Origin of the sequence: Pantoea phyllosphaerae, from assembly GCF_051025595.1 — a bacterium.
GTDB lineage: Bacteria > Pseudomonadota > Gammaproteobacteria > Enterobacterales > Enterobacteriaceae > Pantoea.
Genome location: NZ_JBPFDE010000015.1, coordinates 41664 through 62787, shown reverse-complemented (window position 1 = coordinate 62787; position 21124 = coordinate 41664). Strand labels below are relative to the sequence as shown.

General features: G+C 57.1%; 22 protein-coding genes. 10 read left to right on the top strand and 12 right to left on the bottom strand.

The annotated features are described in order from the left end of the window. Nucleotides 1-94: 94 nt before the first annotated feature. Complete coding sequence (gene dut / locus ACR6A7_RS17735; RefSeq protein ID WP_434126454.1) at nucleotides 95-553, bottom strand: dUTP diphosphatase; 459 nt, start codon at nucleotides 551-553, stop codon at nucleotides 95-97. Then, nucleotides 522-1751, bottom strand: coding sequence for a bifunctional phosphopantothenoylcysteine decarboxylase/phosphopantothenate--cysteine ligase CoaBC (coaBC, locus tag ACR6A7_RS17730; protein ID WP_434126509.1), 1230 nt, complete (start codon nucleotides 1749-1751; stop codon nucleotides 522-524). The genes dut and coaBC overlap by 32 nt, the downstream gene beginning before the upstream one ends. A 184-nt stretch (nucleotides 1752-1935) precedes the next feature. On the opposite strand from coaBC, the gene radC reads away from it, so the two are divergent. From radC to mutM, 4 genes are all read left to right on the top strand, one after another. Then, a complete protein-coding gene (gene radC, locus ACR6A7_RS17725) occupies nucleotides 1936-2592 on the top strand; it encodes a RadC family protein (RefSeq protein WP_434126453.1) in 657 nt (218 codons plus the stop codon). Between the two features lie 243 nt (nucleotides 2593-2835). Continuing rightward, nucleotides 2836-3072, top strand: a complete 237-nt coding sequence (rpmB, locus tag ACR6A7_RS17720; protein WP_010616494.1) for a 50S ribosomal protein L28 — start codon at nucleotides 2836-2838, stop codon at nucleotides 3070-3072. 11 nt (nucleotides 3073-3083) lie between these two features. Continuing rightward, entirely contained in the window at nucleotides 3084-3251 is a 168-nt protein-coding gene (gene rpmG / locus ACR6A7_RS17715; RefSeq protein WP_001051798.1) for a 50S ribosomal protein L33, read from the top strand. 69 nt (nucleotides 3252-3320) lie between these two features. Further along, nucleotides 3321-4130: a bifunctional DNA-formamidopyrimidine glycosylase/DNA-(apurinic or apyrimidinic site) lyase gene (gene mutM, locus ACR6A7_RS17710; protein ID WP_434126452.1), complete on the top strand. Its 810-nt coding sequence runs from the start codon at nucleotides 3321-3323 to the stop codon at nucleotides 4128-4130. Here the strand turns inward: mutM and coaD are convergent, their stop codons facing one another. From coaD to ACR6A7_RS17675, 7 genes are all read right to left on the bottom strand, one after another. After that, the gene (gene coaD, locus ACR6A7_RS17705; protein ID WP_434126450.1) at nucleotides 4131-4610 is read right to left on the bottom strand and encodes a pantetheine-phosphate adenylyltransferase; all 480 of its coding nucleotides are present in this window, start codon (nucleotides 4608-4610) and stop codon (nucleotides 4131-4133) included. It abuts the gene before it with no gap. Then, nucleotides 4607-5383 carry a glycosyltransferase family 2 protein gene (locus ACR6A7_RS17700; protein ID WP_434126448.1) on the bottom strand — a complete coding sequence of 259 codons (777 nt, stop codon included), beginning with the start codon at nucleotides 5381-5383 and terminating at the stop codon, nucleotides 4607-4609. Before ACR6A7_RS17700 ends, coaD begins: the two co-directional genes overlap by 4 nt. After that, on the bottom strand, nucleotides 5383-6657 hold the full coding sequence (waaA, locus tag ACR6A7_RS17695) for a lipid IV(A) 3-deoxy-D-manno-octulosonic acid transferase (protein ID WP_434126447.1): 1275 nt from the start codon (nucleotides 6655-6657) through the stop codon (nucleotides 5383-5385). The genes ACR6A7_RS17700 and waaA overlap by 1 nt, the downstream gene beginning before the upstream one ends. Nucleotides 6658-6742: 85 nt before the next feature. Next, nucleotides 6743-7876 (bottom strand): glycosyltransferase family 4 protein, encoded by a 1134-nt coding sequence (locus tag ACR6A7_RS17690; RefSeq protein ID WP_434126446.1) that lies wholly within the window; start codon nucleotides 7874-7876, stop codon nucleotides 6743-6745. Next, nucleotides 7869-8945 (bottom strand): putative lipopolysaccharide heptosyltransferase III, encoded by a 1077-nt coding sequence (rfaQ, locus tag ACR6A7_RS17685; RefSeq protein ID WP_434126444.1) that lies wholly within the window; start codon nucleotides 8943-8945, stop codon nucleotides 7869-7871. The genes ACR6A7_RS17690 and rfaQ overlap by 8 nt, the downstream gene beginning before the upstream one ends. A 72-nt stretch (nucleotides 8946-9017) precedes the next feature. Further along, the gene (locus ACR6A7_RS17680) at nucleotides 9018-10013 is read right to left on the bottom strand and encodes a glycosyltransferase (RefSeq protein WP_434126443.1); all 996 of its coding nucleotides are present in this window, start codon (nucleotides 10011-10013) and stop codon (nucleotides 9018-9020) included. Nucleotides 10014-10154: 141 nt separating this feature from the next. Further along, nucleotides 10155-11126, bottom strand: coding sequence for a polysaccharide deacetylase family protein (locus ACR6A7_RS17675; RefSeq protein WP_434126442.1), 972 nt, complete (start codon nucleotides 11124-11126; stop codon nucleotides 10155-10157). Nucleotides 11127-11294: 168 nt separating this feature from the next. On the opposite strand from ACR6A7_RS17675, the gene ACR6A7_RS17670 reads away from it, so the two are divergent. Next, a complete protein-coding gene (locus tag ACR6A7_RS17670; RefSeq protein ID WP_434126440.1) occupies nucleotides 11295-12413 on the top strand; it encodes a glycosyltransferase in 1119 nt (372 codons plus the stop codon). Between the two features lie 35 nt (nucleotides 12414-12448). On the opposite strand, the gene tdh is transcribed toward ACR6A7_RS17670, so the two are convergent. Beyond that, nucleotides 12449-13477, bottom strand: coding sequence for an L-threonine 3-dehydrogenase (gene tdh / locus ACR6A7_RS17665; protein ID WP_434126439.1), 1029 nt, complete (start codon nucleotides 13475-13477; stop codon nucleotides 12449-12451). A gap of 10 nt (nucleotides 13478-13487) precedes the next feature. Next, entirely contained in the window at nucleotides 13488-14681 is a 1194-nt protein-coding gene (locus tag ACR6A7_RS17660) for a glycine C-acetyltransferase (RefSeq protein WP_434126437.1), read from the bottom strand. 232 nt (nucleotides 14682-14913) lie between these two features. Here ACR6A7_RS17660 and rfaD point away from each other — a divergent pair, with 232 nt between their 5' ends. Genes rfaD through ACR6A7_RS17635 form a run of 5 tightly spaced genes read left to right on the top strand, consistent with a single transcriptional unit; the run spans nucleotide 14914 to nucleotide 19936 of the window. Further along, nucleotides 14914-15846, top strand: coding sequence for an ADP-glyceromanno-heptose 6-epimerase (rfaD, locus tag ACR6A7_RS17655; RefSeq protein ID WP_434126436.1), 933 nt, complete (start codon nucleotides 14914-14916; stop codon nucleotides 15844-15846). Between the two features lie 16 nt (nucleotides 15847-15862). Then, complete coding sequence (rfaF, locus tag ACR6A7_RS17650; RefSeq protein ID WP_434126434.1) at nucleotides 15863-16921, top strand: ADP-heptose--LPS heptosyltransferase RfaF; 1059 nt, start codon at nucleotides 15863-15865, stop codon at nucleotides 16919-16921. After that, nucleotides 16909-17871 (top strand): lipopolysaccharide heptosyltransferase RfaC, encoded by a 963-nt coding sequence (rfaC, locus tag ACR6A7_RS17645; protein ID WP_434126433.1) that lies wholly within the window; start codon nucleotides 16909-16911, stop codon nucleotides 17869-17871. The genes rfaF and rfaC overlap by 13 nt, the downstream gene beginning before the upstream one ends. Next, nucleotides 17872-18768, top strand: coding sequence for a WaaZ-like lipopolysaccharide core biosynthesis protein (locus ACR6A7_RS17640; RefSeq protein WP_434126432.1), 897 nt, complete (start codon nucleotides 17872-17874; stop codon nucleotides 18766-18768). Continuing rightward, a complete protein-coding gene (locus ACR6A7_RS17635; protein ID WP_434126431.1) occupies nucleotides 18758-19936 on the top strand; it encodes an O-antigen ligase family protein in 1179 nt (392 codons plus the stop codon). Before ACR6A7_RS17640 ends, ACR6A7_RS17635 begins: the two co-directional genes overlap by 11 nt. Here the strand turns inward: ACR6A7_RS17635 and ACR6A7_RS17630 are convergent. Then, nucleotides 19933-21087, bottom strand: a complete 1155-nt coding sequence (locus ACR6A7_RS17630; RefSeq protein WP_434126430.1) for a glycosyltransferase family 9 protein — start codon at nucleotides 21085-21087, stop codon at nucleotides 19933-19935. The genes ACR6A7_RS17635 and ACR6A7_RS17630 overlap by 4 nt on opposite strands. Nucleotides 21088-21124: the final 37 nt, after the last annotated feature.

The window sequence follows — 21124 nt, the reverse complement described above, 5'->3', positions numbered from 1 at the left end:
AAATTCACCTTAAACAGGCACACCTTCCTGTCAGCCCTAAGCGCGAGGCTTAAGGCTGAGTGGAAATAAACAGATGGTTAAGCAAAAATGGGCGTTACTGACGGCCTGAATGACCGAAGCCGCCTTCCCCACGGGCGCTGGCGTCGAAATCTTCCACCAGGTTGAACTCAGCCTGAACCACCGGTACGAAGACCAGCTGCGCAAGACGATCCCCTGGCTGCAGCGTAAAGCTCTGCTGGCCGCGGTTCCAGACCGATACCATCAGCTGGCCCTGATAGTCAGAGTCGATCAGGCCTACCAGATTGCCCAGCACGATGCCGTGCTTATGTCCCAGGCCAGAGCGCGGCAGGATAACCGCCGCCAGGCTGGGATCGCCGATGTGGATTGCCAGACCGGTCGGTACCAGCGTGGTCATACCGGGCGTGATTTCCAGCGCGCTCTCCAGGCAGGCACGTAAATCGAGCCCGGCGGAGCCAGAAGTTGCGTAGGTTGGCAGCGGAAACTCCGCGCCCACGCGCGCATCAAGAATCTTTACGTCGATTTTTTTCATCATAAAGGCGGACAATCTCGTCTAATAAATGTTGGCCAAGGAGCGTCTTATCGCTGAGCGGTAAGCGCTTTTCTCCCTCCTGCCAAAAAAGGTGAAGCGCATTGGTATCGCTGTTAAATCCCTGTCCGGCTTTCGCTACGTCGTTAGCGCAGATCAGGTCCAGATTTTTTCTTACCCGTTTTTGTCGTGCGTATTCTTCCACATTCTGGGTTTCTGCGGCAAATCCAACCACGTAGGGCCGGTTCTGCGGCATCGCGGCAACGCCCGCTACGATATCCGGATTTTTCACCAGCTGGAGCGTGACGGCATCATCTTCGCCGCCCTGCTTTTTCATTTTTTCCGCCGCGATGGTCGCGGCGCGATAGTCCGCTACCGCGGCGCTGGCGATAAAAATGTCTTGTTTCGCCGCGTCCGCCATGACGGCGGCCTCCATCTCCAGCGCGGAGGTCACGTCGATACGGCGAACCGCCGCCGGCGTTGGCAGGCTCACCGGACCACTCACCAGCGTCACGCTGGCACCGCGGCTGGCGGCGGCGGCGGCAATGGCGAAGCCCATCTTGCCGGAGCTGTGGTTGCTGATATAGCGCACCGGGTCGAGCGCCTCGCGCGTTGGACCGGCGGTGATCATAATGTTGAGATGTTGCAGATCGTTGACGGGCGACGCCCACTGCATGGCATGGTCGACAATCGCCAGCGGGTCGAGCATGCGGCCAGGGCCTACGTCGCCGCACGCCTGGCTGCCGCTGTCGGGCCCCCAAATCAGCAGGCCGCGCGCCGCAAGCTGCTGCAGGTTATGCTGCGTGACGGCGGCGCGATACATCTGCTGATTCATCGCCGGCACCACCGCCACGGGCGCGGCGGTGGCGAGACAGGCGGTGGTCACCAGATCGTTGGCCATGCCGGCATTCAAACGGGCGATAAGGTCGGCCGACGCCGGCGCCAGCACCACTAAATCGGCCCATTTCGCCAGTTCGATATGGCCCATCGCCGCTTCGGCCGCGGGATCGAGCAGGTCTTCGAATACCGGATGGCCGGAAACGGCCTGCAGGCTGAGCGGCGTAATAAAGGCTTTGGCGGCGGGCGTCATCATCACGCGCACCTCGGCGCCGCGATCGCGCAGGCGACGCACCAGCTCGGGCGCTTTGTATGCCGCGATGCCGCCGCTCACGCCAAGCAGAATTTTTTTTCCGGCTAATCCCATCATGCTGTAGGCCTCATTTCGCTGGATGCCGCGTCAGGCGCGGCCGGGTGGCAGGACTGTATCATAAAGCCGACCCCGCGCCTTTTCACCTCCTGCGTTTGCGAGCCGCCTCGTAAATCCGGCAGAGGTTACTGGTTAAGTATACAGTATTTGACCATGATGTCGTCAACGGCAGGAGGCATTTATGGACGATATAACACCACGGGAAAAATTGCGGTTGATGGGCGCAGAGGCGTTAAGCGACGTCGAGCTGCTGGCGATCTTTCTGCGCACCGGCACGGTCGGTGCGAATGTCATCACGCTGGCGCAGCAGATGCTGCAGCGGTTTGGCTCCCTTTACCACCTTATGACCGCGGCGCCAGCGGAGTTCGACGAGATAAAAGGCGTCGGTGCCGCCAAGCTGGCGCAGCTGCACGCCATCGCCGAACTGGCGCGGCGCTTTTTCGCCAGCCAGATGGCGCGGGAAGATGTGATGGCGAACCCGCAGGTCACGCGACACTATTTGCAGAGCGTACTGGCGCATCAGGAGCGGGAAATCTTTATGGCGCTGTTTCTTGATAACCAGCACCGCGTATTGCAGGCGCAGAAGATCTTTATGGGCTCTATTAGCAGCGTCGAGGTACATCCGCGCGAAATCGTGCGCGAGGCGCTGAAGCTTAACGCGGCGGCGCTTATTCTCGCGCACAATCACCCTTCCGGCATGGCGGAGCCGAGCCGCGCCGATCGCCATATTACGCATAAGGTCAGCGCGGCCTGCACCCTGCTGAATATACGCCTGCTCGATCATCTGGTGATCGGTCACGGCGAATATGTCTCTTTTGCGGAGCGTGGCTGGCTGTAAAAAGCCAGGGCCTGCAGGTGCAGATGGCGGGTTTTTGCACGATCTTCAGGGATCTTTATCTGTTCGGGACTTGAGCACTTGCGCTGAGCGGCGTATACTACGCCACCTTTGAGAATCTCGGGTTTGGCGTTTGGGCCAGCTTAGCGGGTTCACATGGAACTCGCCTGGCGGGCTATGAGCCTGACGAGGCGGCCAAGACCTAGTTTTTAAAGCTCGAGCTGATTTGATTTTTGGAGAATAGACATGTCACGAGTCTGCCAGGTAACTGGAAAGCGTCCGGTGACCGGTAACAACCGTTCCCACGCAATGAACGCGACGAAACGCCGTTTCCTTCCGAACCTGCACTCACACCGTTTTTGGGTTGAGAGCGAGAAGCGCTTCGTTACTCTTCGTGTATCTGCTAAAGGTATGCGTGTTATTGATAAAAAGGGCATCGATACGGTTCTGGCCGAAATCCGCGCCCGTGGTGAGAAGTACTAAGGAACTGAATCATGGCTAAAGGTATTCGTGAGAAGATCAAGCTGGTTTCCTCTGCTGGTACAGGTCACTTCTATACCACCACGAAGAACAAACGTACTAAACCTGAGAAGCTGGAACTGAAAAAGTTCGATCCGGTTGTACGTCAGCACGTGATCTACAAAGAAGCCAAAATTAAATAATTTTGGTGTTCTGTGAAAAACCCGGCTTCGGCCGGGTTTTTTGTTTTTGCCGCTTTATGAGGAGAGAACATGCCGGAATTACCCGAGGTTGAAACCAGCCGACGCGGCATAGAACCGCATCTGGTGGGCGAAAAAATTTTACATGCGGTGGTGCGCAATGGCCGCCTGCGCTGGCCGGTGTCGCAGGAGATCCATGCGCTCAGCGATCAGCCTGTGCTGAGCGTGCAGCGCCGCGCCAAATATCTGCTGCTGGAGCTGCCGCACGGCTGGATCATTATCCACCTCGGTATGTCCGGCAGCCTGCGCGTGCTGCCGGAAGAGCAGCCCGCCGCAAAGCACGATCATGTCGATTTAGTGATGAGCAATGGCAAAGTGCTGCGCTACACCGATCCGCGCCGCTTCGGCGCCTGGCTGTGGAGCACCGACCCCGAAGGAAGCAACGTGCTGGCGCACCTGGGGCCTGAGCCGCTCAGCGACGCCTTTAGCGGCAGCTATCTCTATGAGAAGTCGCGCGGCAAGCGTACGGCGGTTAAACAGTGGCTGATGGACAATAAGGTGGTGGTCGGCGTCGGCAATATCTACGCCAGCGAGTCGCTGTTCACGGCTGGGATCCTGCCCGATCGTCCGGCGATGAGCCTGAGCGATGAAGAGGCGCAGCGTCTGGCCGCGACCATCAAGGCGGTGCTGCTGCGCTCGATAGAGCAGGGCGGCACCACGCTGCGCGACTTTTTACAGAGCGACGGCAAGCCCGGCTATTTCGCTCAGGAGCTACAGGTTTACGGCCGCGCCGGCGAGCCGTGTCGCGCCTGCGGTACGCCGATCGTCAGCGGCAAGCATGGGCAGCGCAGCACCTTCTGGTGCCCCCACTGCCAGCGTTAATCAGGCCAGCTTCGCCAGCAACGCCTGCAGCACATGCGCCGGTAGAAAGGCGCTGACGTCGCCGCCGTGGCGCGCCACCTCTTTGACCAGCGAAGAGGAGACGAAAGAGAAGCCCTCGGTCGGCATCAGAAACACGCTCTCCAGCGTCGGCAGCAGATGGCGGTTCATATGGGCGAGCTGCATCTCATACTCGAAGTCGGAAACCGCGCGCAGGCCGCGCACCAGCACGTTGGCCTGCTGCGCCCGGGCGAAGTTCGCCATCAGATCGCTAAATCCCGCCACCTCGACGTTCGGCAGATGCGCCACCATGTTTCGCGCCAGCTCGACGCGCTCGTCCAGGCTAAACATCGGCTTCTTGCTCGGGCTGGCGGCGACCGCCAGCACCACCCGATCAAACATCTGCGCGGCGCGCGTCACGATATCGAGATGGCCAAGCGTAACGGGATCGAAAGTGCCGGGATAAATCGCTTTAGTGCTCATAGACGGCCTTTGTCTGCGGCATGATTCAGCGCCCACAGCGCGGAATATTTGTTGAAGGTGTACTGGGCGTTAACCACGGCCAGAATCCAGCCCTGTTTGCCGTCGAGAAAGCCTGCGCGCAGCAGAAGCGTTTTCAGAAAGGCGCCCAGCGTATGGGAAAAGATCGAGAAGAGGCCGCAGCGCTTGCCGCGCTCATGGCGCTCCTGCGCCCAGGCGGCGGCGTAGGCCAGCTGCTTCTGCTGGAAAACGATCAGGTCGCGGCAGGTGAGATGTTGCAGGTCGCCCTGCAGCCGCAACACCGGGGCGCCCTGCGTCTCCAGCGATTCGTGTACCAGATTGTCGTTATAGCTCAGCGCGCGCGGATAGAGACGCATAACGCGATCCGGGTACCAGCCGCTGTGGCGCATAAAGCGGCCGAGAAAGAGGTTGCTGCGGTTCAGGCTGTAGACGGTGCTGGAAGGCGGCTGCGTCAGTACCGCTTCAATGCTGGCGCGCAGCGTCGGCGTCACGCGCTCGTCGGCATCGATCATCAGAATCATCTCGCCGGTGGCGTAGCGCTGCGCGCGCTGGCGCTGTTTGCCGAATCCGGCCCACGCCTCGGCGCGATAGACTTTAGCGCCAGCCTGGCGCGCAATCTCGGCGGTCTCGTCGCTGCTGCCAGCGTCCAGCAGGATAATCTCGTCCGCCCAGCTGACGGAGGCGAGACAGTCGGGCAGCAGCGCCGCTTCGTTTTTGGCGATCATCACCACGGAAAGGCGTTGGCGAGCGCTCATCAGTGGGCCCGCGGCGGTAAATGGGGTTCAAGCAGCTGCAGCAAACGCTGCAGCGCGCCCTGATTCTGGTGCAGCACCTCGACCGCGTGACGGCCGTAATACAGACGGTAATCCTCATCCTGCAACAGATTGGTCACCTCTTTCTCCAGCGAGATTACGTCGGTGACGGTAATCAGCCCCTGCGCCTGTTGCAGCCTGGCGCAGATATCCTTGAAGTTCCAGATATGGGGGCCCATCAGCACCGGAAGGGCATGGGCGGCCGGCTCGAGGGGATTGTGTCCGCCGCGCTCGACCAGGCTGCCGCCAACGAAAGCGAGGTCGGCGATGCCGTAAAGCAGCATCAGCTCACCCATGGTGTCGCCAATTACCACCTGAGTCGAACCGGAAGGAATTTCGCCGCTGCTGCGCAGGATAAAGCTGAAGTTGCGTTTCTGCGTCAGGTTGCGCGCATCGGTAAAGCGCTCTGGATGGCGCGGCACCAGAATCAACAGCAGATCGGGAAAGGTTTGCAGCAGGCGGCGATGGGCGTCCAGCACGATCGCCTCTTCGCCTTCGTGGGTGCTGGTGGCGATCCAGACCGGACGGCGCGGCGCCCACTGACGACGCAGCGTTATCGCTCTGGCGGCCAGTTCAGGCGTAACGGAAATGTCGAATTTCAGGCTGCCGGTCACCGCCAGCTGCGAGCGTTTCAGCCCCAGCGCAAGAAAGCGGTCGGCATCTTCCGTATTTTGCGCGGCAATCAGGGTAATGCGCTGCAGCAGGTCGCGCATAAAGCCGCCCAGCTTGCGATAGCCTTTCGCAGAACGCTCCGACAGGCGCGCGTTGGCGATGACCAGCGGGATCTGCCGCTGATGCAGGATGCGGATAATATTGGGCCACAGCTCGGTTTCCATGATGATCACCAGCCGCGGATTGACCGTATCGAGGAAGCGGTTGATGGCGCCAGGCAGATCGTAAGGCAGATAAACGTGATGTACATCTTTACCAAACGCCGACTGCGCGCGCTCCGAGCCGGTCGGCGTCATAGTGGTCACGGTGATCGGCAGGGTCGGATAACGATGACGCAGCGCGCGCACCAGCGGAACGGCTGCCAGGGTTTCGCCGACGGAGACCGAGTGCAGCACGATGCCATCCGGCTCCACTTTTCCCGTGCAGTAGCCGTAGCGCTCAGCCCAGCGTTTACGGTACGCCGGCGCTTTACGACCGCGCAGCCAAAGGCGCAGCCAGATGAGCGGCTGGATGAGGTAGAGCAGAACGGTATAGAGGGTTGTCATAGTTATCGTTTCGACAGCCTGGCAGAAAAAATTTCACATAAATCAATCTATGTTACCAGAAAGCCTAAATACGCTCACCACTTTGTCAGCGACGCAGCAGGACCTGCTGATAAAGCGAAGTCAGCGACTGCGCCAGACGCTGAGGCCCGTAAGGCTCGATTCTGCGCCTTGCAGCTTCGCCAAAACGCGAATCAACCGAAAGCGCCGGTATCGCCATAATTGCCTGGTTCAACGCCTTGATATCTAACGCATCGCAAACGAAGCCTTCCTGACCAGCGGTAATAAATTCCGCGCCGCCGCAGCCGGTGCTGGTGATTACCGGCAGGCCGCAGGCCATCGCCTCCAGCACGACATTCGGAAAGGGATCGTAAAGCGTCGGCAGCAGCAGGCCGTCGGCGGCGTGGTAGAAGGGCTGCACATCCTGCTGCACGCCGACAAACCGCAGCCTGTCGAGGCAGTTGAGCTGACTGGCGAGCTGCTGATAGCGCGACAGCTGCTTGTCCTGGCCGACCACAATCAGATAGCGGTCGCTGTTCGCCAGCGCCTCGATCGCCGCCTTTAACCCTTTACGCTCGAAGCCGGATCCGACGTAGATGAGCACCGTCGCCTTCTCCGGCAGCTGCAGCTGCTGGCGCGTCGCACGGCGGCTCGCCTCGCTGGCGGGCTGAAAGCGCTGAGCGTCGATGGCGTTATGAATGACGTGAATTTTCTCCGCGCTCAGCGAAAAGCAGCGCAGAATGTCGCGCTTCACCATCTCCGAGTTGCAGATGACCGCCTTCAGGGATGCGTCGTTGAACATCTCCGCTTCCGCCTGCAGCACGTAGCGATGATAGGGGCTCAGGGCGGCGCTTATGCGCTGCCATGGCGAGACGATGCGCGCTCGCTGCTCCAGCCAGACGCGGTGCACGCCGTCGCCAGCGCGAAAAATATCGCAGCCTGCGATGCGTTCGTGGCTCTGAACAATATCGAACCGCTCTTTTTCCCAGCAGGCGCGCGCCGCACGCGCAAAGCCGCGCTCGCGTGAAATCCGTCCCAGCTTCGGCGGATTGCAGATGTGCAGATGCCAGTCGGGATTCAGCGTGCCCTGCCAGCTGCGCGTGATGATATTGAGATCGAGCTGCTCGCTGCCGAGCGCCTCCAGCGCGCGCGAGATAAAGCGTTCGGCGCCGCCGTCGGGGCGATACTTCTGTCGGACGATCGCCAGGCGTAATTTAGTCATGCAGAAAATCCCTTGCGGCTTCGACCACATCGTTGACAGGAATGGCGCTGAGATAGCGCTCGCGGGTGTTGGTATCGATGTCATCGGGATTGGGCAGCGGGCCGTAATCGCCTGCCCAGATAACGCGATTATGGTCGCCCCATGGTCGCCAGAACTGCAGTTTGGTTGGCCCAAACAGCGCAATGCAGGGCGTGTCGAGCGCGGCGGCCATATGCATCGGCGCGGAGTCGACGCCGATAAAGAGCTGGGCGCGATCGATCAGCGCCGCCAGCTGCGGCAGCGTGAGCTGTCCCGCCAGCGTCACCAGATGCGGCGTCGTGCAGAGCGCCTGAATGCGCGCGATCATCGCCATCTCATGCTGGTCGGGCGCGGCGGTCAGCACCACTTTACGGTTCGCCTGCGCCAGCTGGTCGATGGTCGCGGCGACCTTCTCCTCCTCCCAGCACTTAAAGTTCCAGCGCGAGGTGGGCTGAAAGACGATAAACGCCGCGTCGACGCCCTGCGCAGCCAGCAGCGCATCGACTTTTTGTCCGTCGACGGCGCTGTAGTGCATAGAGGCGCGCGCGCCCTGCGGCGAGATGCCGAGCGGCGTCAGCGCCGTCATATTCTGCTCGACCGTATGCAGCTGATTATGGTTGCGGGTCGGTACCAGACAGTTGTGGCAGCGCCGCCAGAAGGCGTTGTTGCGCTTATTGAATGCGAAGCCGATACGCAGCGGCGCGCCGCTCATCAGGGTAATCAGCGCGCTGCGCCACTGGTCGGCGAGATTGATAACGATATCGTAATGGCGGGCACGTACGGCGGCGAGCAGGTCGCGCTCGTGGCACAGTTTTCGCCAGCTTCCTTCCTGCTTCCACTTGCGGTCGATAACGTGCAGCTGGCGAATCGCCGGATGCGCCTCCAGCATCGGCCGCGTCTCTTTATAGAGCAGCACATCGATATTGGCCTGCGGATAGCGCTGGCGCAGCGCGTTGATAACCGGCGTGGTAAGCAGCATATCGCCGTGGTGGCGCAGCTTGATTAGCAAAATATTGTGTGGGGTAACGTCTGCGTGAGTCGGGTTTGCCATACACAAATGCTCTTAATTTTCAGTGAGGCGATTGTAGGGCAAACCCTTCGGAGGGGAAACCTGCGGCGGCGGTTATTTGTCTCGCCAGCGCCAGAGGCGACTCAGCCACAGCAGCAGCTGATACCACTGTTTAACGCCGCGCGCGTTGCGCAGCATACGCAGATGCGTCTTGCTGGCAAAAATATCCTGGATAATCGCCTGTTTCGCGGCCGGGTCGGGCTCGCGGCGCACGCAGTGGCAGACGCTCAGCGCTTCGTGCGTGATCTGCGCATGAAAAGCCGGGTAGATCGTCACGCTCTTTTTGTAGCGCGCGTTAATCTCCTCCAGCATGCGGGCGATCTTCAGGTAGTGGCGCTGATACTCCACGTTGCGCTGGCCGGTACGCTTGCGGTTGCTGATCGAGGCGTCGTGCAGGTAGTAGCGATAGAACACCTGTTCGGTATAGCGTACGCGCCGCGCGTTGAACATAAATTCGGTGGTCCAGGGAATATCCTGGTGATGCAAGCCTGGCTCGAACCAGAGCTGCTTCTGCTCGATCAGCGACCGGCGGTAGATGCCCAGCCAGACCACATGCAGGTAACGCCGGGTTTTCAGCGCGGTATTCAGCCAGGCGGCGCCGCCCAGCACCGGCGTACTGCGCAGGCGTTCCAGCGGGATCATCGGTTTGGTGCGCTGGTCGCGCTGGAAAAACCATTCGGCGTTGCACTGCGCCGCGTCGAGATCGTCCTGTTCCGCCATCTCTACCAGCGTTTGATACATCTCGGGCCGCATGGTGTCATCTGAATCGGGAAAGGTGACGTACTTGCCGCGCGCGACGCGCAGTCCGGCATTGCGCGCGCGCGATACGCCGCCGTTTTCCTGATGAATAACCCTGATATGGGCATGCTGCGCGGCATACGCCTCGGCGCGCGCGCCGGAATCATCGGTGGAGCCGTCGTCGACGATAATGATTTCCAGCGAGGTCAGCGTCTGCGCCAGCAGCGACTGCATAAAGGCATCGAACATCTCACCCGCGTTGTACATGGGAGAGATGATGCTGAGCAGCGGTGGAGTTGAAGATAAAGACATAAGCTCTGTTTTTTTAGTTAGTGCTTTCGAAATTCTGACCGCATCCTTTAACACCAGCCATAGCATAATAGGGTGGGTTAAGAACGTCCGGATTATTATGGAGGCTGGTGAGCTTTTTTAAGCGCACTTCATGCGGTTAGTCTAATTGTGGCGGTGAGTCTGCGTAAAACTGGCGTGATATTCCGTCAGCGTGCGTCCCTTAAAGCGCGGGCCGACCCAGCTGAAGAGCGCTTCCAGATCCTCATAAAGACGTTCAATGTCCTGCTCATTTTTAAACGTTGGGCTACCATCCGGCATAAACTCCGACGAATGCAGCATAAACTCAACGTAATCCTGACCTTCTGCCAGCGACTGCTCGATGACGCGCTTCATACTCGCCACGTTGCCGCCGGAAGGGCGCAGCCAGTAAACCGCCGGGCTGCGCTGCTTGCCGCGCAGCTTATAGATTCCCTGTTTAAAAGCGCTCATCAGTGGAGAATATTTATACTGAATGCTCATTGGCACTTCCAGTAAAGGCGAATGACCTGGACGAGAAATGTCGCTGGGATCGATAAAATAGGCATGGCGGGGAAAATGCGTGTAGTCCGTGCCGCCGTTACCCTGCGGTGCGCCGCGGTTAAAGCGCCAGTTGACGCGCGGTGTAACAGAGCAGTCTATCAGGTAGCCCAGTTCCGTCAGCGCGGCGGCATAACGCTCGTCAAAAGCCCAGCGGCCCGCACGGTGGCTGCGCATTTTGATCTGAAATGTTTCTTCCAGCAGCTGCGTCATAAAGACGACTTTGGCGCGTAGTACGTCATCAGGGTATTCAATCAGGTAGGGCTGCCAGCGCCAGTCATCATCAGTTAATGGCACTTCCGGCGGGCTGTTCCAGGCATGCAGGTGCATACCCACTTCGCCCTGATTACGGGCAATCACATCGCGAGCGAATTCTACGTAAGCAGGATCAATCGCCATTTCGTAGTTGGTAAGCCAGGTTGGCTTCAGGCCAAAACGTTCGCACAGCGACTGAAAGCGCGGCAAGAATGCCGTATTGCGCGTAGTAATGGTGCGATGGTTGCGCCAGAGATTATCGCCTTCAGTATCAATAGTTATAAGGAATGATGGCTGTGTCATAGTGTCTTCCTGAACGCCCGGCAAAGGCGTAATAGTACGCCTGGCCGCAGGCTGGCGCAAAGTGTTACGTAATGGTTAAGCAGGTATCGGCGCGATTTACTGCTCGTCAGCGCTTCCGTACTATAGCCGGGCAAATGGCGGACTTTTTTCAGTCAATAAGGAAGTATTTTGTCAAAACGCATCCTGATGGTGATCGATGGCCTGCCCGGCGGCGGTGCAGAAAAAGTGGTGATAACGCTGGTGGCGGGGCTACTGGCTGCCGGACACCGTGTTTCTCTGTTCTCGTTGCGCAAGGTTTGTGAATATGCGCTGCCTGCAGGCGTGGATTATCAGGTCATTGAAGATCGCTGCCGTCATCCCCTGCGTAAGCTAACGGAGCTGGGTCGCCGGGCACGCCAGCTGGGTAAAGCGGTGCAAACAGCAGAGCGCACTGGCGGTCAATTTGATCTGATTGTTTCGCATCTGCATAAGACTGACCGCATCGTCAGGCGCTGCGCCGCTATAAAGGCAGAGAATAGCTGGTTCTGTTTGCATGGCGTTTTTTCTGCGTCTTATCTGGGGCACCGTAGCGGGCTGTCTCGCTGGATCAAGGCACGTAAGATCCAGCGAGTTTATCAGCAACGTAATGTTATTGGTGTTTCCGCCTATGCGCTGGAGGATTTGAAAAGCGCGTTTGGCGTTAGCCTGCGCCGCGAAGCTGTCATCGCAAATCCGTTCGACATTGCGGCCATTAGAGCGCAGGCGCAAGCACCGCTTAACTCGCCCGCTAGCGATTTTATTCTGCACGTTGGCCGATTCCATGAAACAAAACGCCATGACCGCCTACTGCAGGCCTATGCGCTGACTAATCTGGCGATACCGCTGGTATTGCTGGGCAAAGGAAGCGTGGAAAAAACAGAGTCGCTGCGCGCGCAGGCGAAAGCGCTAGGTATTGAGCAGCGTGTGATTTTTCAGGGATTCTCTGACAACCCTTACGCCTGGATGTCACGCGCCAGTCTGCTAGTGGTTAGCTCCGACAGCGAGGGCTTTGGCAACGTGTTGATCGAATCGATGCTGTGCGGCACGCCGGTAGTCAGCACGCGCTGTCCAGGCGGCCCGGTTTCATTATTGCAGGGCGAGCTGGGGCGCGGTCTGGCCGATCTTAATCCCGTTTCGCTGGCAAATGCGATGCTGAGGATTTACCAGCAGCCGCCTGACCTGACGCAGGCTGATTTTTCCGCTTACGATACGCGAGTGGTGTGCGAACACTACCTGGCGCTGATAGCGCCAGGTTTTACAGACAGCTGAAAAACGGATGGCTGGAACGGAAGAGGCGTCAAATCTTAGTCCCAGCTCAGTACCACTTTCCCTGAACGTCCAGAGCGCATCTCATCGAAGCCCTGCTGGAAGTCGTCGATAGCGTAGCGGTGCGTGATCACGGGCGTCAGATCGAGCCCTGACTGAATCAGCGCCGCCATCTTGTACCAGGTTTCAAACATTTCGCGGCCGTAGATGCCTTTAATAAATAGCCCCTTGAAGATCACCTGATTCCAGTCGATCGCCATCTCGCCCGGCGGGATGCCCAGCAGGGCAATACGCCCGCCGTGGTTCATTACCTCCAGCAGGGTGCGAAACGCCGGCGGCGCGCCGGACATCTCCAGCCCCACGTCGAACCCTTCCGTCATGCCCAGCTCGCGCATCACCGCGCGCAGATCGTCATGCGCCACGTTGACCGCGCGCGTCACGCCCATGGTGCGCGCCAGCTCAAGGCGATAGTCGTTGATGTCGGTGATCACCACGTTGCGCGCGCCGACATGTTTACACACCGCCGCCGCCATAATGCCGATAGGGCCGGCGCCGGAGATCAGCACATCTTCGCCCACCAGGTCGAACGACAGCGCGGTATGCACCGCATTGCCGAAGGGATCGAAAATCGCGGCCAGCTCGTCGGAAATATTGTCGGGAATACGGAAGGCGTTGAAGGCGGGGATCACCAGATATTCAGCAAAGCAGCCCTGTCGGTTGACGCCGACGCCAATCGTATTGCGGCACAGGTGGGTGCGGCCGGCGCGACAGTTGCGGCAGTGTCCGCAGGTAATATGCCCTTCGCCGGAGACGCGATCGCCGATGCTGAAGCCGCGCACCTCCTGGCCGATGGCGACGACTTCGCCGACATACTCATGGCCGACGATCATCGGCACCGGAATGGTTTTGCGCGACCAGTCATCCCAGTTGTAGATATGGATGTCGGTGCCGCAGATGGCGGTTTTGCGGATCTTGATCAGCAAATCGTTATGGCCCGGTTCCGGGATCGGCGCATCGGTCACCATCCAGATGCCTTCCCGGGCGTGAAGTTTGGCTAACGCTTTCATGCAGAGCTCCTCAGGCGATCGCGCCAAGCTGTTGTCCAATGCGGGTAAAAGCCTCGACCGCACGCTCCAGCTGCTGCTGGGTATGCGCCGCCGAAATCTGCGTGCGGATACGCGCCTGGCCACGCGGCACCACCGGGTAGAAAAAGCCGGTAACGTAAATGCCCTCCTGCTGCAGCAAACGGGCGAATTCCTGCGCCACGCTCGCCTCGCCCAGCATCACGGGGATAATGGCGTGATCGGCACCCGCCAGGGTAAAACCGGCCGCCGTCATCTTGTCGCGGAAGAAGCGGGCGTTGTCCCACAGGCGCTGCCGCAGACCGTCGCCCTCGCTCAACAGGTCGAGCACGCGGATGGAAGCGGCAACGATCGCCGGCGCCAGCGAATTAGAGAAGAGATAGGGACGTGAGCGCTGGCGCAGCCATTCCACCACCTCGGCGCGAGCGGCGGTATAGCCGCCGGATGCGCCGCCCAGCGCTTTACCCAGCGTGCCGGTAATAATGTCGACGCGATCCATGACGTCGCAATATTCATGCGTGCCGCGACCGGCCGCGCCGACAAAGCCCACCGCATGGGAGTCATCCACCATCACCAGCGCATTGAACTCGTCGGCGAGATCGCAGATGCCGCGCAGGTTGGCGATCACCCCGTCCATAGAGAAGACGCCGTCGGTGGCGATAAGAATATGGCGCGCGCCTTTCTCCCGCGCCTCGACCAGACAGGCGCGCAGCGCCTGCATATCGTTATTGGCGTAGCGATAGCGCTGCGCCTTACAGAGCCGCACGCCGTCGATAATCGAGGCGTGATTGAGCGCGTCGGAAATAATCGCGTCTTCCGCGTCGAGCAGCGTTTCAAACAGGCCGCCGTTGGCGTCGAAGCAGGAGGAGTAGAGAATGGCATCTTCCATGCCGAGAAACGCCGCCAGCTTTTTCTCCAGCTGCTTATGCGTGTCCTGCGTGCCGCAGATAAAGCGCACTGAGGCCATGCCGAAACCGTGCGTTTCCATGCCCTCTTTCGCCGCCTGAATCAGCGCCGGATGGTTTGCCAGCCCTAAGTAGTTATTGGCGCAGAAGTTAATGACCTGCTGCTGGCCGACCTCAATATCGGTTTGCTGCGCGGAGGTAATAATGCGCTCCTGTTTGAACAACCCTTCCTGGTGCGCTGTGTCCAGCTGCTTGCGGATCTGCTGATAAAACTGCGCTGTCATCATTGTTCTCCTCAGATGGCATAAATTCGGCACATCTTACTGAAGAAGAAGGGTGCTAACGATAAATCCACCAGGAGAATGTTAATTTTGCAGCATAGTTCACGTCAGAGAGTGCGGAGGCGGCGGCGTGTCGGAGTCATCTGGCTGTCTGCTCCGTGATGAAATGTTATGATGTGAGACATTAGCGCGTGAAACCGCCTGTTTCATGCCCCAACGTTTAAAGGTAGAGCACATGATTATCGTCACTGGCGGCGCAGGAATGATTGGCAGCAATATCGTCAAGGCGCTTAACGATCGCGGCATCAGCGATATTCTGGTCGTCGACAACCTGAAAGACGGCACCAAGTTCGTCAATCTGGCCGATCTGGATATCAGCGACTACATGGATAAAGAGGAGTTTCTGACCTACATCGCAGCGGGCGAGGATTTCGGTCCGATCGAGGCGGTATTCCATGAAGGCGCTTGCTCCGCCACCACGGAGTGGGACGGCAAGTACATGATGGACAATAACTATCAGTACTCAAAAGATCTGCTGCACTACTGTCTTGAGCGCGAAATTCCTTTTCTTTACGCCTCCTCCGCCGCCACCTACGGTGGCCGCAACGATAACTTTATCGAGAAGCGCGAATATGAGCAGCCGCTGAACGTCTACGGCTACTCTAAAATGCTGTTCGATCACTATGTGCGCCAGATCCTGCCTGAAGCGGATTCGCCGGTGTGCGGCTTCCGCTACTTCAACGTCTACGGCCCGCGCGAAGGCCACAAAGGCAGCATGGCGAGCGTGGCATTTCATCTCAACACGCAGATCGCCAACGGCGAAAACCCTAAGCTGTTTGAAGGCAGCGAGCACTTCCAGCGCGACTTTATTCACGTAGACGATGTGGTCGCGGTCAACCTGTGGTGCTGGGAAAACAAGATCTCCGGTATCTATAACTGCGGCACCGGCCGCGCCGAATCGTTCCAGGAAGTGGCGGACGCAGTGCTGAAATTCCACCAGAAAGGGCAAATTGAGTACATTCCCTTCCCGGAAAAACTAAAAGGCCGCTATCAGGCCTATACTCAGGCGGATCTTACCAGCCTGCGCGCCGCCGGATATGACAAGCCGTTTAAAACCGTTGCGCAGGGCGTGGCCGAGTATATGGCCTGGCTGAACCGCAGCGCATAAGGAACGCGTACCCGCGATGAAAATTCTGGTTATTGGCCCATCGTGGGTCGGCGATATGATGATGTCGCAAAGCCTCTATCGCACTCTTAAGGCTCAGCATCCGGACGCCGTGATTGATGTGATGGCGCCGGCCTGGTGCCGTCCGCTGCTGTCGCGCATGCCGGAGGTGAATCAGGCGCTGGCGATGCCGCTTGGGCACGGCGCGCTGGCGCTCGGCGAGCGTCGGCGCATCGGCAAATCGCTGCGCGCCAGCGGCTATGATCGCGCCTATGTGCTGCCGAACTCATTTAAATCCGCACTGGTCCCTTTTTTCGCCGGAATCAAACGCCGCATCGGCTGGCGCGGCGAGATGCGCTATGGCCTGCTGAACGATGTGCGCGTGCTGGATAAGGCGGCGTTTCCGCTGATGGTGGAGCGCTATATCGCGCTGGCCTGCGACGCGCCGGTCGCTTCAGCGCAGCAGCTGCCACAGCCGCTGCTCTGGCCGCAGCTTCAGGTAGACGACCAGGAGAAAATCGAAACTTCCGCTCAGTTTCAGATCCCGGCGGAGCGGCCGCTGATCGGCTTTTGCCCGGGCGCGGAGTTTGGTCCGGCGAAGCGCTGGCCGCACTATCACTATGCCGCGCTGGCGCAGCAGCTGATTGCCGAAGGCAAACAGGTGGTACTGTTTGGTTCAGCAAAAGATCGCGAATGCGGCGAAGAGATTATCGCGGCGCTGCCCGCTGAGGCACGCCACTACTGCCGCAATCTGGCAGGCGAAACGCAGCTTGAGCAGGCAGTTATCCTGATTGCGCGCTGCGACGCCGTGGTCAGCAACGATTCGGGCCTGATGCATATCGCCGCCGCGCTTAACCGGCCGCTGGTGGCGCTGTACGGCCCAAGCAGCCCAGATTTCACGCCGCCGCTTTCAAAGCAGGTGCGCATTATCCGCCTGATTACCGGCTACCATAAGGTGCGCAAAGGCGACGCCGAACAGGGCTACCATCAGAGCCTGATCGACATCCAGCCGCAGCGCGTTTATCAGGAACTGAGCGAACTGCTGGCTCATCCGCAGGAGACGGCATGCACGTCCTGATCGTTAAAACGTCGTCGATGGGCGATGTGCTTCATACGCTTCCCGCTTTAACCGACGCCATGCAGGCGATCCCCGGCATTCGCTTCGACTGGGTAGTCGAAGAGAATTTCGCCCAGATCCCCTCCTGGCATCCGGCGGTGGATAAAGTCTTGCCAGTTGCCATTCGCCGCTGGCGCAAACACTGGTTCGGCAGCCAGCAGCGCGAAGAGCGGGTGCGCTTCAAGCAAGATTTGCAGTCGCGTCAGTATGATGTGGTGATCGACGCCCAGGGGCTGATCAAAAGCGCCGCGCTGGTGACCCGCCTCGCCAAAGGCGTCAAGCATGGCCAGGACAGCCGCAGCGCGCGCGAACCCTTCGCCAGCTGGTGGTACGACCAGCGCCATGAGATTGATAAAAAGCAGCATGCGGTAGAGCGCACGCGCGAGCTGTTCGCGAAGAGCCTTGGCTACGAGAAGCCGCAAACTCAGGGCGACTACGCTATCGCCGCCCACTTCCTGCGCGACGTGCCGCAGGAAATCGCTCCCTATCTGGTGTTTCTCCATGCCACGACGCGCGACAACAAACACTGGCCGGAAAGCCACTGGCGCGAGCTGATCGGGCTGTTGCAACCTGCGGGGCTGCGTATCAGGCTGCCCTGGGGCGCCGAGCATGAGCATCAGCGTGCGCAACGTCTGGCGGAAGGCTTTGATTATGTTGACGTGTTGCCAAAAATGACGCTGGAAGCGATAGCGCGCGAGCTGGCCGGCGCAAAGGTGGTGGTATCGGTAGATACTGGCTTAAGCCATCTGACTGCGGCGCTCGATCGCCCCAATATCACGCTCTATGGGCCGACGGATCCGGGACTGATCGGGGGATATGGTCAGAATCAGCAGGCACTAAAAGCCAGCAATGGTAATATGGATTCGATGGGTGCCGATCAGGTTTTTGTTAAGCTCAGGGAATTACTTTGAATGGGATCGCTCTGGAAACAGATTTACCGTTATACCCATCCTCGCGGTTACCGGCACAATGAAAATTTATGGCCGCACGTAAAAATAAAGCGTGCGCCAGAAGGGCACATTAGTTCGCTGGTCTGGAAAGGCCGGCCCGTTGCTATTGAAGATTTATCGGCGCTGCGCGCCAGCCATCGCGATGTTTTGACCATTGTGGCGACCGGACCGTCGGTAAAGACGCTGGATGCGCAAAAGCTGTCGCAGTTTAGCTCGCTGGGCGTTAATGGCGCTTATCACCTGCGCGATCGCATTAAATTTGACTATTACGTTATTGTTGACCGTGATTTTGTCGCAGATCGGCAAGAGATAGTTAGTCAGATTATCCAGGACAGTGATTTACTACTGTTTATTACCGTTCAGTGCCTGCATGATATTTTCTGCGCCTTGGGTTACGAGGCTGTTAAGTGTCGGCTTGCCATTGTTGAAGATGTTCGACATAAGATTTATCAACCACTGATTAAACCTGCTGATTATGCTGCAAAAAGCTCGATTATCTCCGGGCTAGTCGTTGATCCTGCAAATAGCCAAATCGGTTTTTGTCGAGATATCCGGTGCGGAGTCATTGATGCCGGAACGGTCGCTTACTGGGCATTACAAATCGCCTGTTATTTGGGCGCGAAAACGATCTTAATTGCCGGTGTAGATATGAATAATTTTTCCTCACCGCGCTTTTACGAAAGTGAAAGTGATGTTATGCCCAGCCTGCTTGAAAGCTGTTTCTTGTCATTAATAAAACCTTCATTCTTACATGCCAGTCGGATAATGAAAGAGGAAAATATCGTGGTCTATAATTTGTCACCAGACAGTGCGCTGGAAAGCGAAATTTTCAAAAAGGTATCACTGAATGATCTCTGAATCCCGACGTATGTTGATAGCGAAAATAGCCTCCTTTTCGTTTATGGTATTTTTATTTTTGATGCCGCTATTTCCTTCTCAAGGTAAAGTTAATAACTTTTTTTATCTGTCGTTAATATTAATGATCGTTGTTTTTTTAGCTGACAGACAGCGTTTTAAAATACTTATTCAGGATTCAAAGGCGCCGCTGATATTCATTAGTATTTTCCTGCTTTACTTTAGCTTGAGTACCTTATGGAGCAACACGAAGGGGGATTTCTCCTCTGCCTTGAAACATAGCATCTATATCCTCTTTTTTATACTGTCGATTAACCACTTGATAAAAAACTACGGTGTGTTGACGGTGCACTCAATCATCTTTGCTGCCACTTTTACGCTACTAATCCTGACGTTTATTTTTGTTGATAAAAGCACACTGTTGATCGGCCGCCTCGAGAACGGATTTTTTAGCGCACCCAGCAATGTCATCGATCTGGGCGGATATTTCGCTATTGGCATTATTAGTGCACTGATCATCGCGCGTGAGAGTGGTAAACACTGGTCTTATCTGCCCGCATCGCTGCTGTTTATTGGCCTGTTACTTACGCAAAGCCGCGGGCCGCTGCTGGCGCTAATCGTCTCCTCATTCTTACTCTTTGCTAAATATAAACATATTCATTTGCGGCATATTCTTTCCACCATTTCCTGTTTAATCGTTATTGGCCTCTTTTTTTATTTCACAGGTTATGGCAGAGAGTATTCCCAGCGTTTAATTGATGCCTACCAGCAGAGCTATGTGCGTTTCGGTATCTGGGAACATACCCTTGAAATGGCTAAGCAAAGACCCTGGTTTGGCTGGGGCTTTGATAAGACACTCTCATTCACGAATAGCCTGGGAGCAGTGGTAACAACGGCACACAGCGTTTATTTTGGCACGCTGTTAAAAGGCGGTATTGTTGGGTTGATATTGCTGGCAGGCGTTACTGTCGCAGGATTAGGCTGCGCGTGGCGGCGCTTCCACGAAGAGATGGCGCTGGAAGCGATGCTCTACTGTTTTTCAGTAATGTTCTTTATTACACAAGGTATGTTCGTTATTGGCTCTCCCAGTGAGTCCTGGATGCTATTCTGGCTGCCTCTGGCGGTTGTTATGGCTGGTCGTCGTCCTGGTCAGCGCAGGCTTCAGAACTAACGTTTTTGGAAATGCAACAGTGGCTGAATCTGTAAAAAAACGGATTCAGCGCTAATTTTCCGCAACGGAAGCGTCGCGTCATCCTCAGCCTGTGGCTCTATCCGAATAGTTTTATGCAGATGTGGATCCTGATAAGGGCCAGTGTGGCGTGGATTAGCACCTACATAAAGGCTAAGCGTCTGGGTTTGCGCCGTTATAGCCAGATGCAACGGGCCAGTATCGCCGGTGACGAGCAGTGTAAAGGTGCCGATCTGCTGGATGAGCTCAAGCAGGCTGGTTTTACCGATCAGAGAAGTAATACTACTGTGCAGCGCCTCAGGTAATAACTTTATAAATTCCTGCTCCAGCCCCGCATCCTGACGCGTGCCGGTTAATACGATCTCTGCCTGCGGATCTGCGGCCAGAATTAATGTAGCCAGTTGTACAAAACGTCCTACCGGCCAGCAACGGTCGGGCTTGGAGGCTCCCATTTGAAAGCCGATACGGCGCTTTTCTCGCGGTTTGGGTGGCATAGCGATCTTCAGCGGAAATGCCATGTTAATGTCGGTTGTATCGCAGCCTAAAGGCGCCAGCATATTTAACTTTCGTTGAATGATATGCGTGTCTTCTGGCTGTGAGTAGCTATCCAGCCAGTGGTTCAATACTTTAGGCTCCATTAAGAAATTGTCACGTACGATATAGGTGGATCCGGACAATTTCGCACATAAGATATCGTAGTAAATATTGGCGTGCAAAATAAAAGTAATTTCTGGTTTGAATGCCCATAGCTTTTTCAGCAGCTTGTGCATGTTTTTTATTTTATTATCCCAGATCTCAACCTGATCAAACCACGGGCTTCCCTGTACAAGTGCGCTGTTTTTCTGGCTGGTAACAAAGAGAATTTTTGCCTGTGGATAGCGCTTTTTTATTGCCTTAATAGCAGGTGTGTTAAATAACAGATCGCCCAACGCCGTGGTGGAATAAATGGCGATACGTTTGAACTCTTGATTCCGGCTTAACGCAGGTTTCTTCCTGTGCCCGTTAAAAAGCGAGTAAAGTGCGATAACGGCGTTGATGAGATATATTTTTTTCTTCGGTTTCATTGGCAAAAGCGGGTATTCACAAAAAGAAAGAGAGATAAACTTCCCTGGCATGAGAAATTGCGCATTCATTACAGGGAAGGCGCAACAGATAACAAGCCAGGGAAAC

What these genes read in the sequence shown, in the direction of transcription:
- dut (WP_434126454.1), bottom strand. Translation starts at nt 553, where the DNA reads ATGATGAAAAAAATCGACGTAAAGATTCTTGATGCGCGCGTGGGCGCG.
- coaBC (WP_434126509.1), bottom strand. Translation starts at nt 1,751, where the DNA reads ATGGGATTAGCCGGAAAAAAAATTCTGCTTGGCGTGAGCGGCGGCATC.
- radC (WP_434126453.1), top strand. Translation starts at nt 1,936, where the DNA reads ATGGACGATATAACACCACGGGAAAAATTGCGGTTGATGGGCGCAGAG.
- rpmB (WP_010616494.1), top strand. Translation starts at nt 2,836, where the DNA reads ATGTCACGAGTCTGCCAGGTAACTGGAAAGCGTCCGGTGACCGGTAAC.
- rpmG (WP_001051798.1), top strand. Translation starts at nt 3,084, where the DNA reads ATGGCTAAAGGTATTCGTGAGAAGATCAAGCTGGTTTCCTCTGCTGGT.
- mutM (WP_434126452.1), top strand. Translation starts at nt 3,321, where the DNA reads ATGCCGGAATTACCCGAGGTTGAAACCAGCCGACGCGGCATAGAACCG.
- coaD (WP_434126450.1), bottom strand. Translation starts at nt 4,610, where the DNA reads ATGAGCACTAAAGCGATTTATCCCGGCACTTTCGATCCCGTTACGCTT.
- ACR6A7_RS17700 (WP_434126448.1), bottom strand. Translation starts at nt 5,383, where the DNA reads ATGAGCGCTCGCCAACGCCTTTCCGTGGTGATGATCGCCAAAAACGAA.
- waaA (WP_434126447.1), bottom strand. Translation starts at nt 6,657, where the DNA reads ATGACAACCCTCTATACCGTTCTGCTCTACCTCATCCAGCCGCTCATC.
- ACR6A7_RS17690 (WP_434126446.1), bottom strand. Translation starts at nt 7,876, where the DNA reads ATGACTAAATTACGCCTGGCGATCGTCCGACAGAAGTATCGCCCCGAC.
- rfaQ (WP_434126444.1), bottom strand. Translation starts at nt 8,945, where the DNA reads ATGGCAAACCCGACTCACGCAGACGTTACCCCACACAATATTTTGCTA.
- ACR6A7_RS17680 (WP_434126443.1), bottom strand. Translation starts at nt 10,013, where the DNA reads ATGTCTTTATCTTCAACTCCACCGCTGCTCAGCATCATCTCTCCCATG.
- ACR6A7_RS17675 (WP_434126442.1), bottom strand. Translation starts at nt 11,126, where the DNA reads ATGACACAGCCATCATTCCTTATAACTATTGATACTGAAGGCGATAAT.
- tdh (WP_434126439.1), bottom strand. Translation starts at nt 13,477, where the DNA reads ATGAAAGCGTTAGCCAAACTTCACGCCCGGGAAGGCATCTGGATGGTG.
- ACR6A7_RS17660 (WP_434126437.1), bottom strand. Translation starts at nt 14,681, where the DNA reads ATGACAGCGCAGTTTTATCAGCAGATCCGCAAGCAGCTGGACACAGCG.
- rfaD (WP_434126436.1), top strand. Translation starts at nt 14,914, where the DNA reads ATGATTATCGTCACTGGCGGCGCAGGAATGATTGGCAGCAATATCGTC.
- rfaF (WP_434126434.1), top strand. Translation starts at nt 15,863, where the DNA reads ATGAAAATTCTGGTTATTGGCCCATCGTGGGTCGGCGATATGATGATG.
- rfaC (WP_434126433.1), top strand. Translation starts at nt 16,909, where the DNA reads ATGCACGTCCTGATCGTTAAAACGTCGTCGATGGGCGATGTGCTTCAT.
- ACR6A7_RS17640 (WP_434126432.1), top strand. Translation starts at nt 17,872, where the DNA reads ATGGGATCGCTCTGGAAACAGATTTACCGTTATACCCATCCTCGCGGT.
- ACR6A7_RS17635 (WP_434126431.1), top strand. Translation starts at nt 18,758, where the DNA reads ATGATCTCTGAATCCCGACGTATGTTGATAGCGAAAATAGCCTCCTTT.
- ACR6A7_RS17630 (WP_434126430.1), bottom strand. Translation starts at nt 21,087, where the DNA reads ATGAATGCGCAATTTCTCATGCCAGGGAAGTTTATCTCTCTTTCTTTT.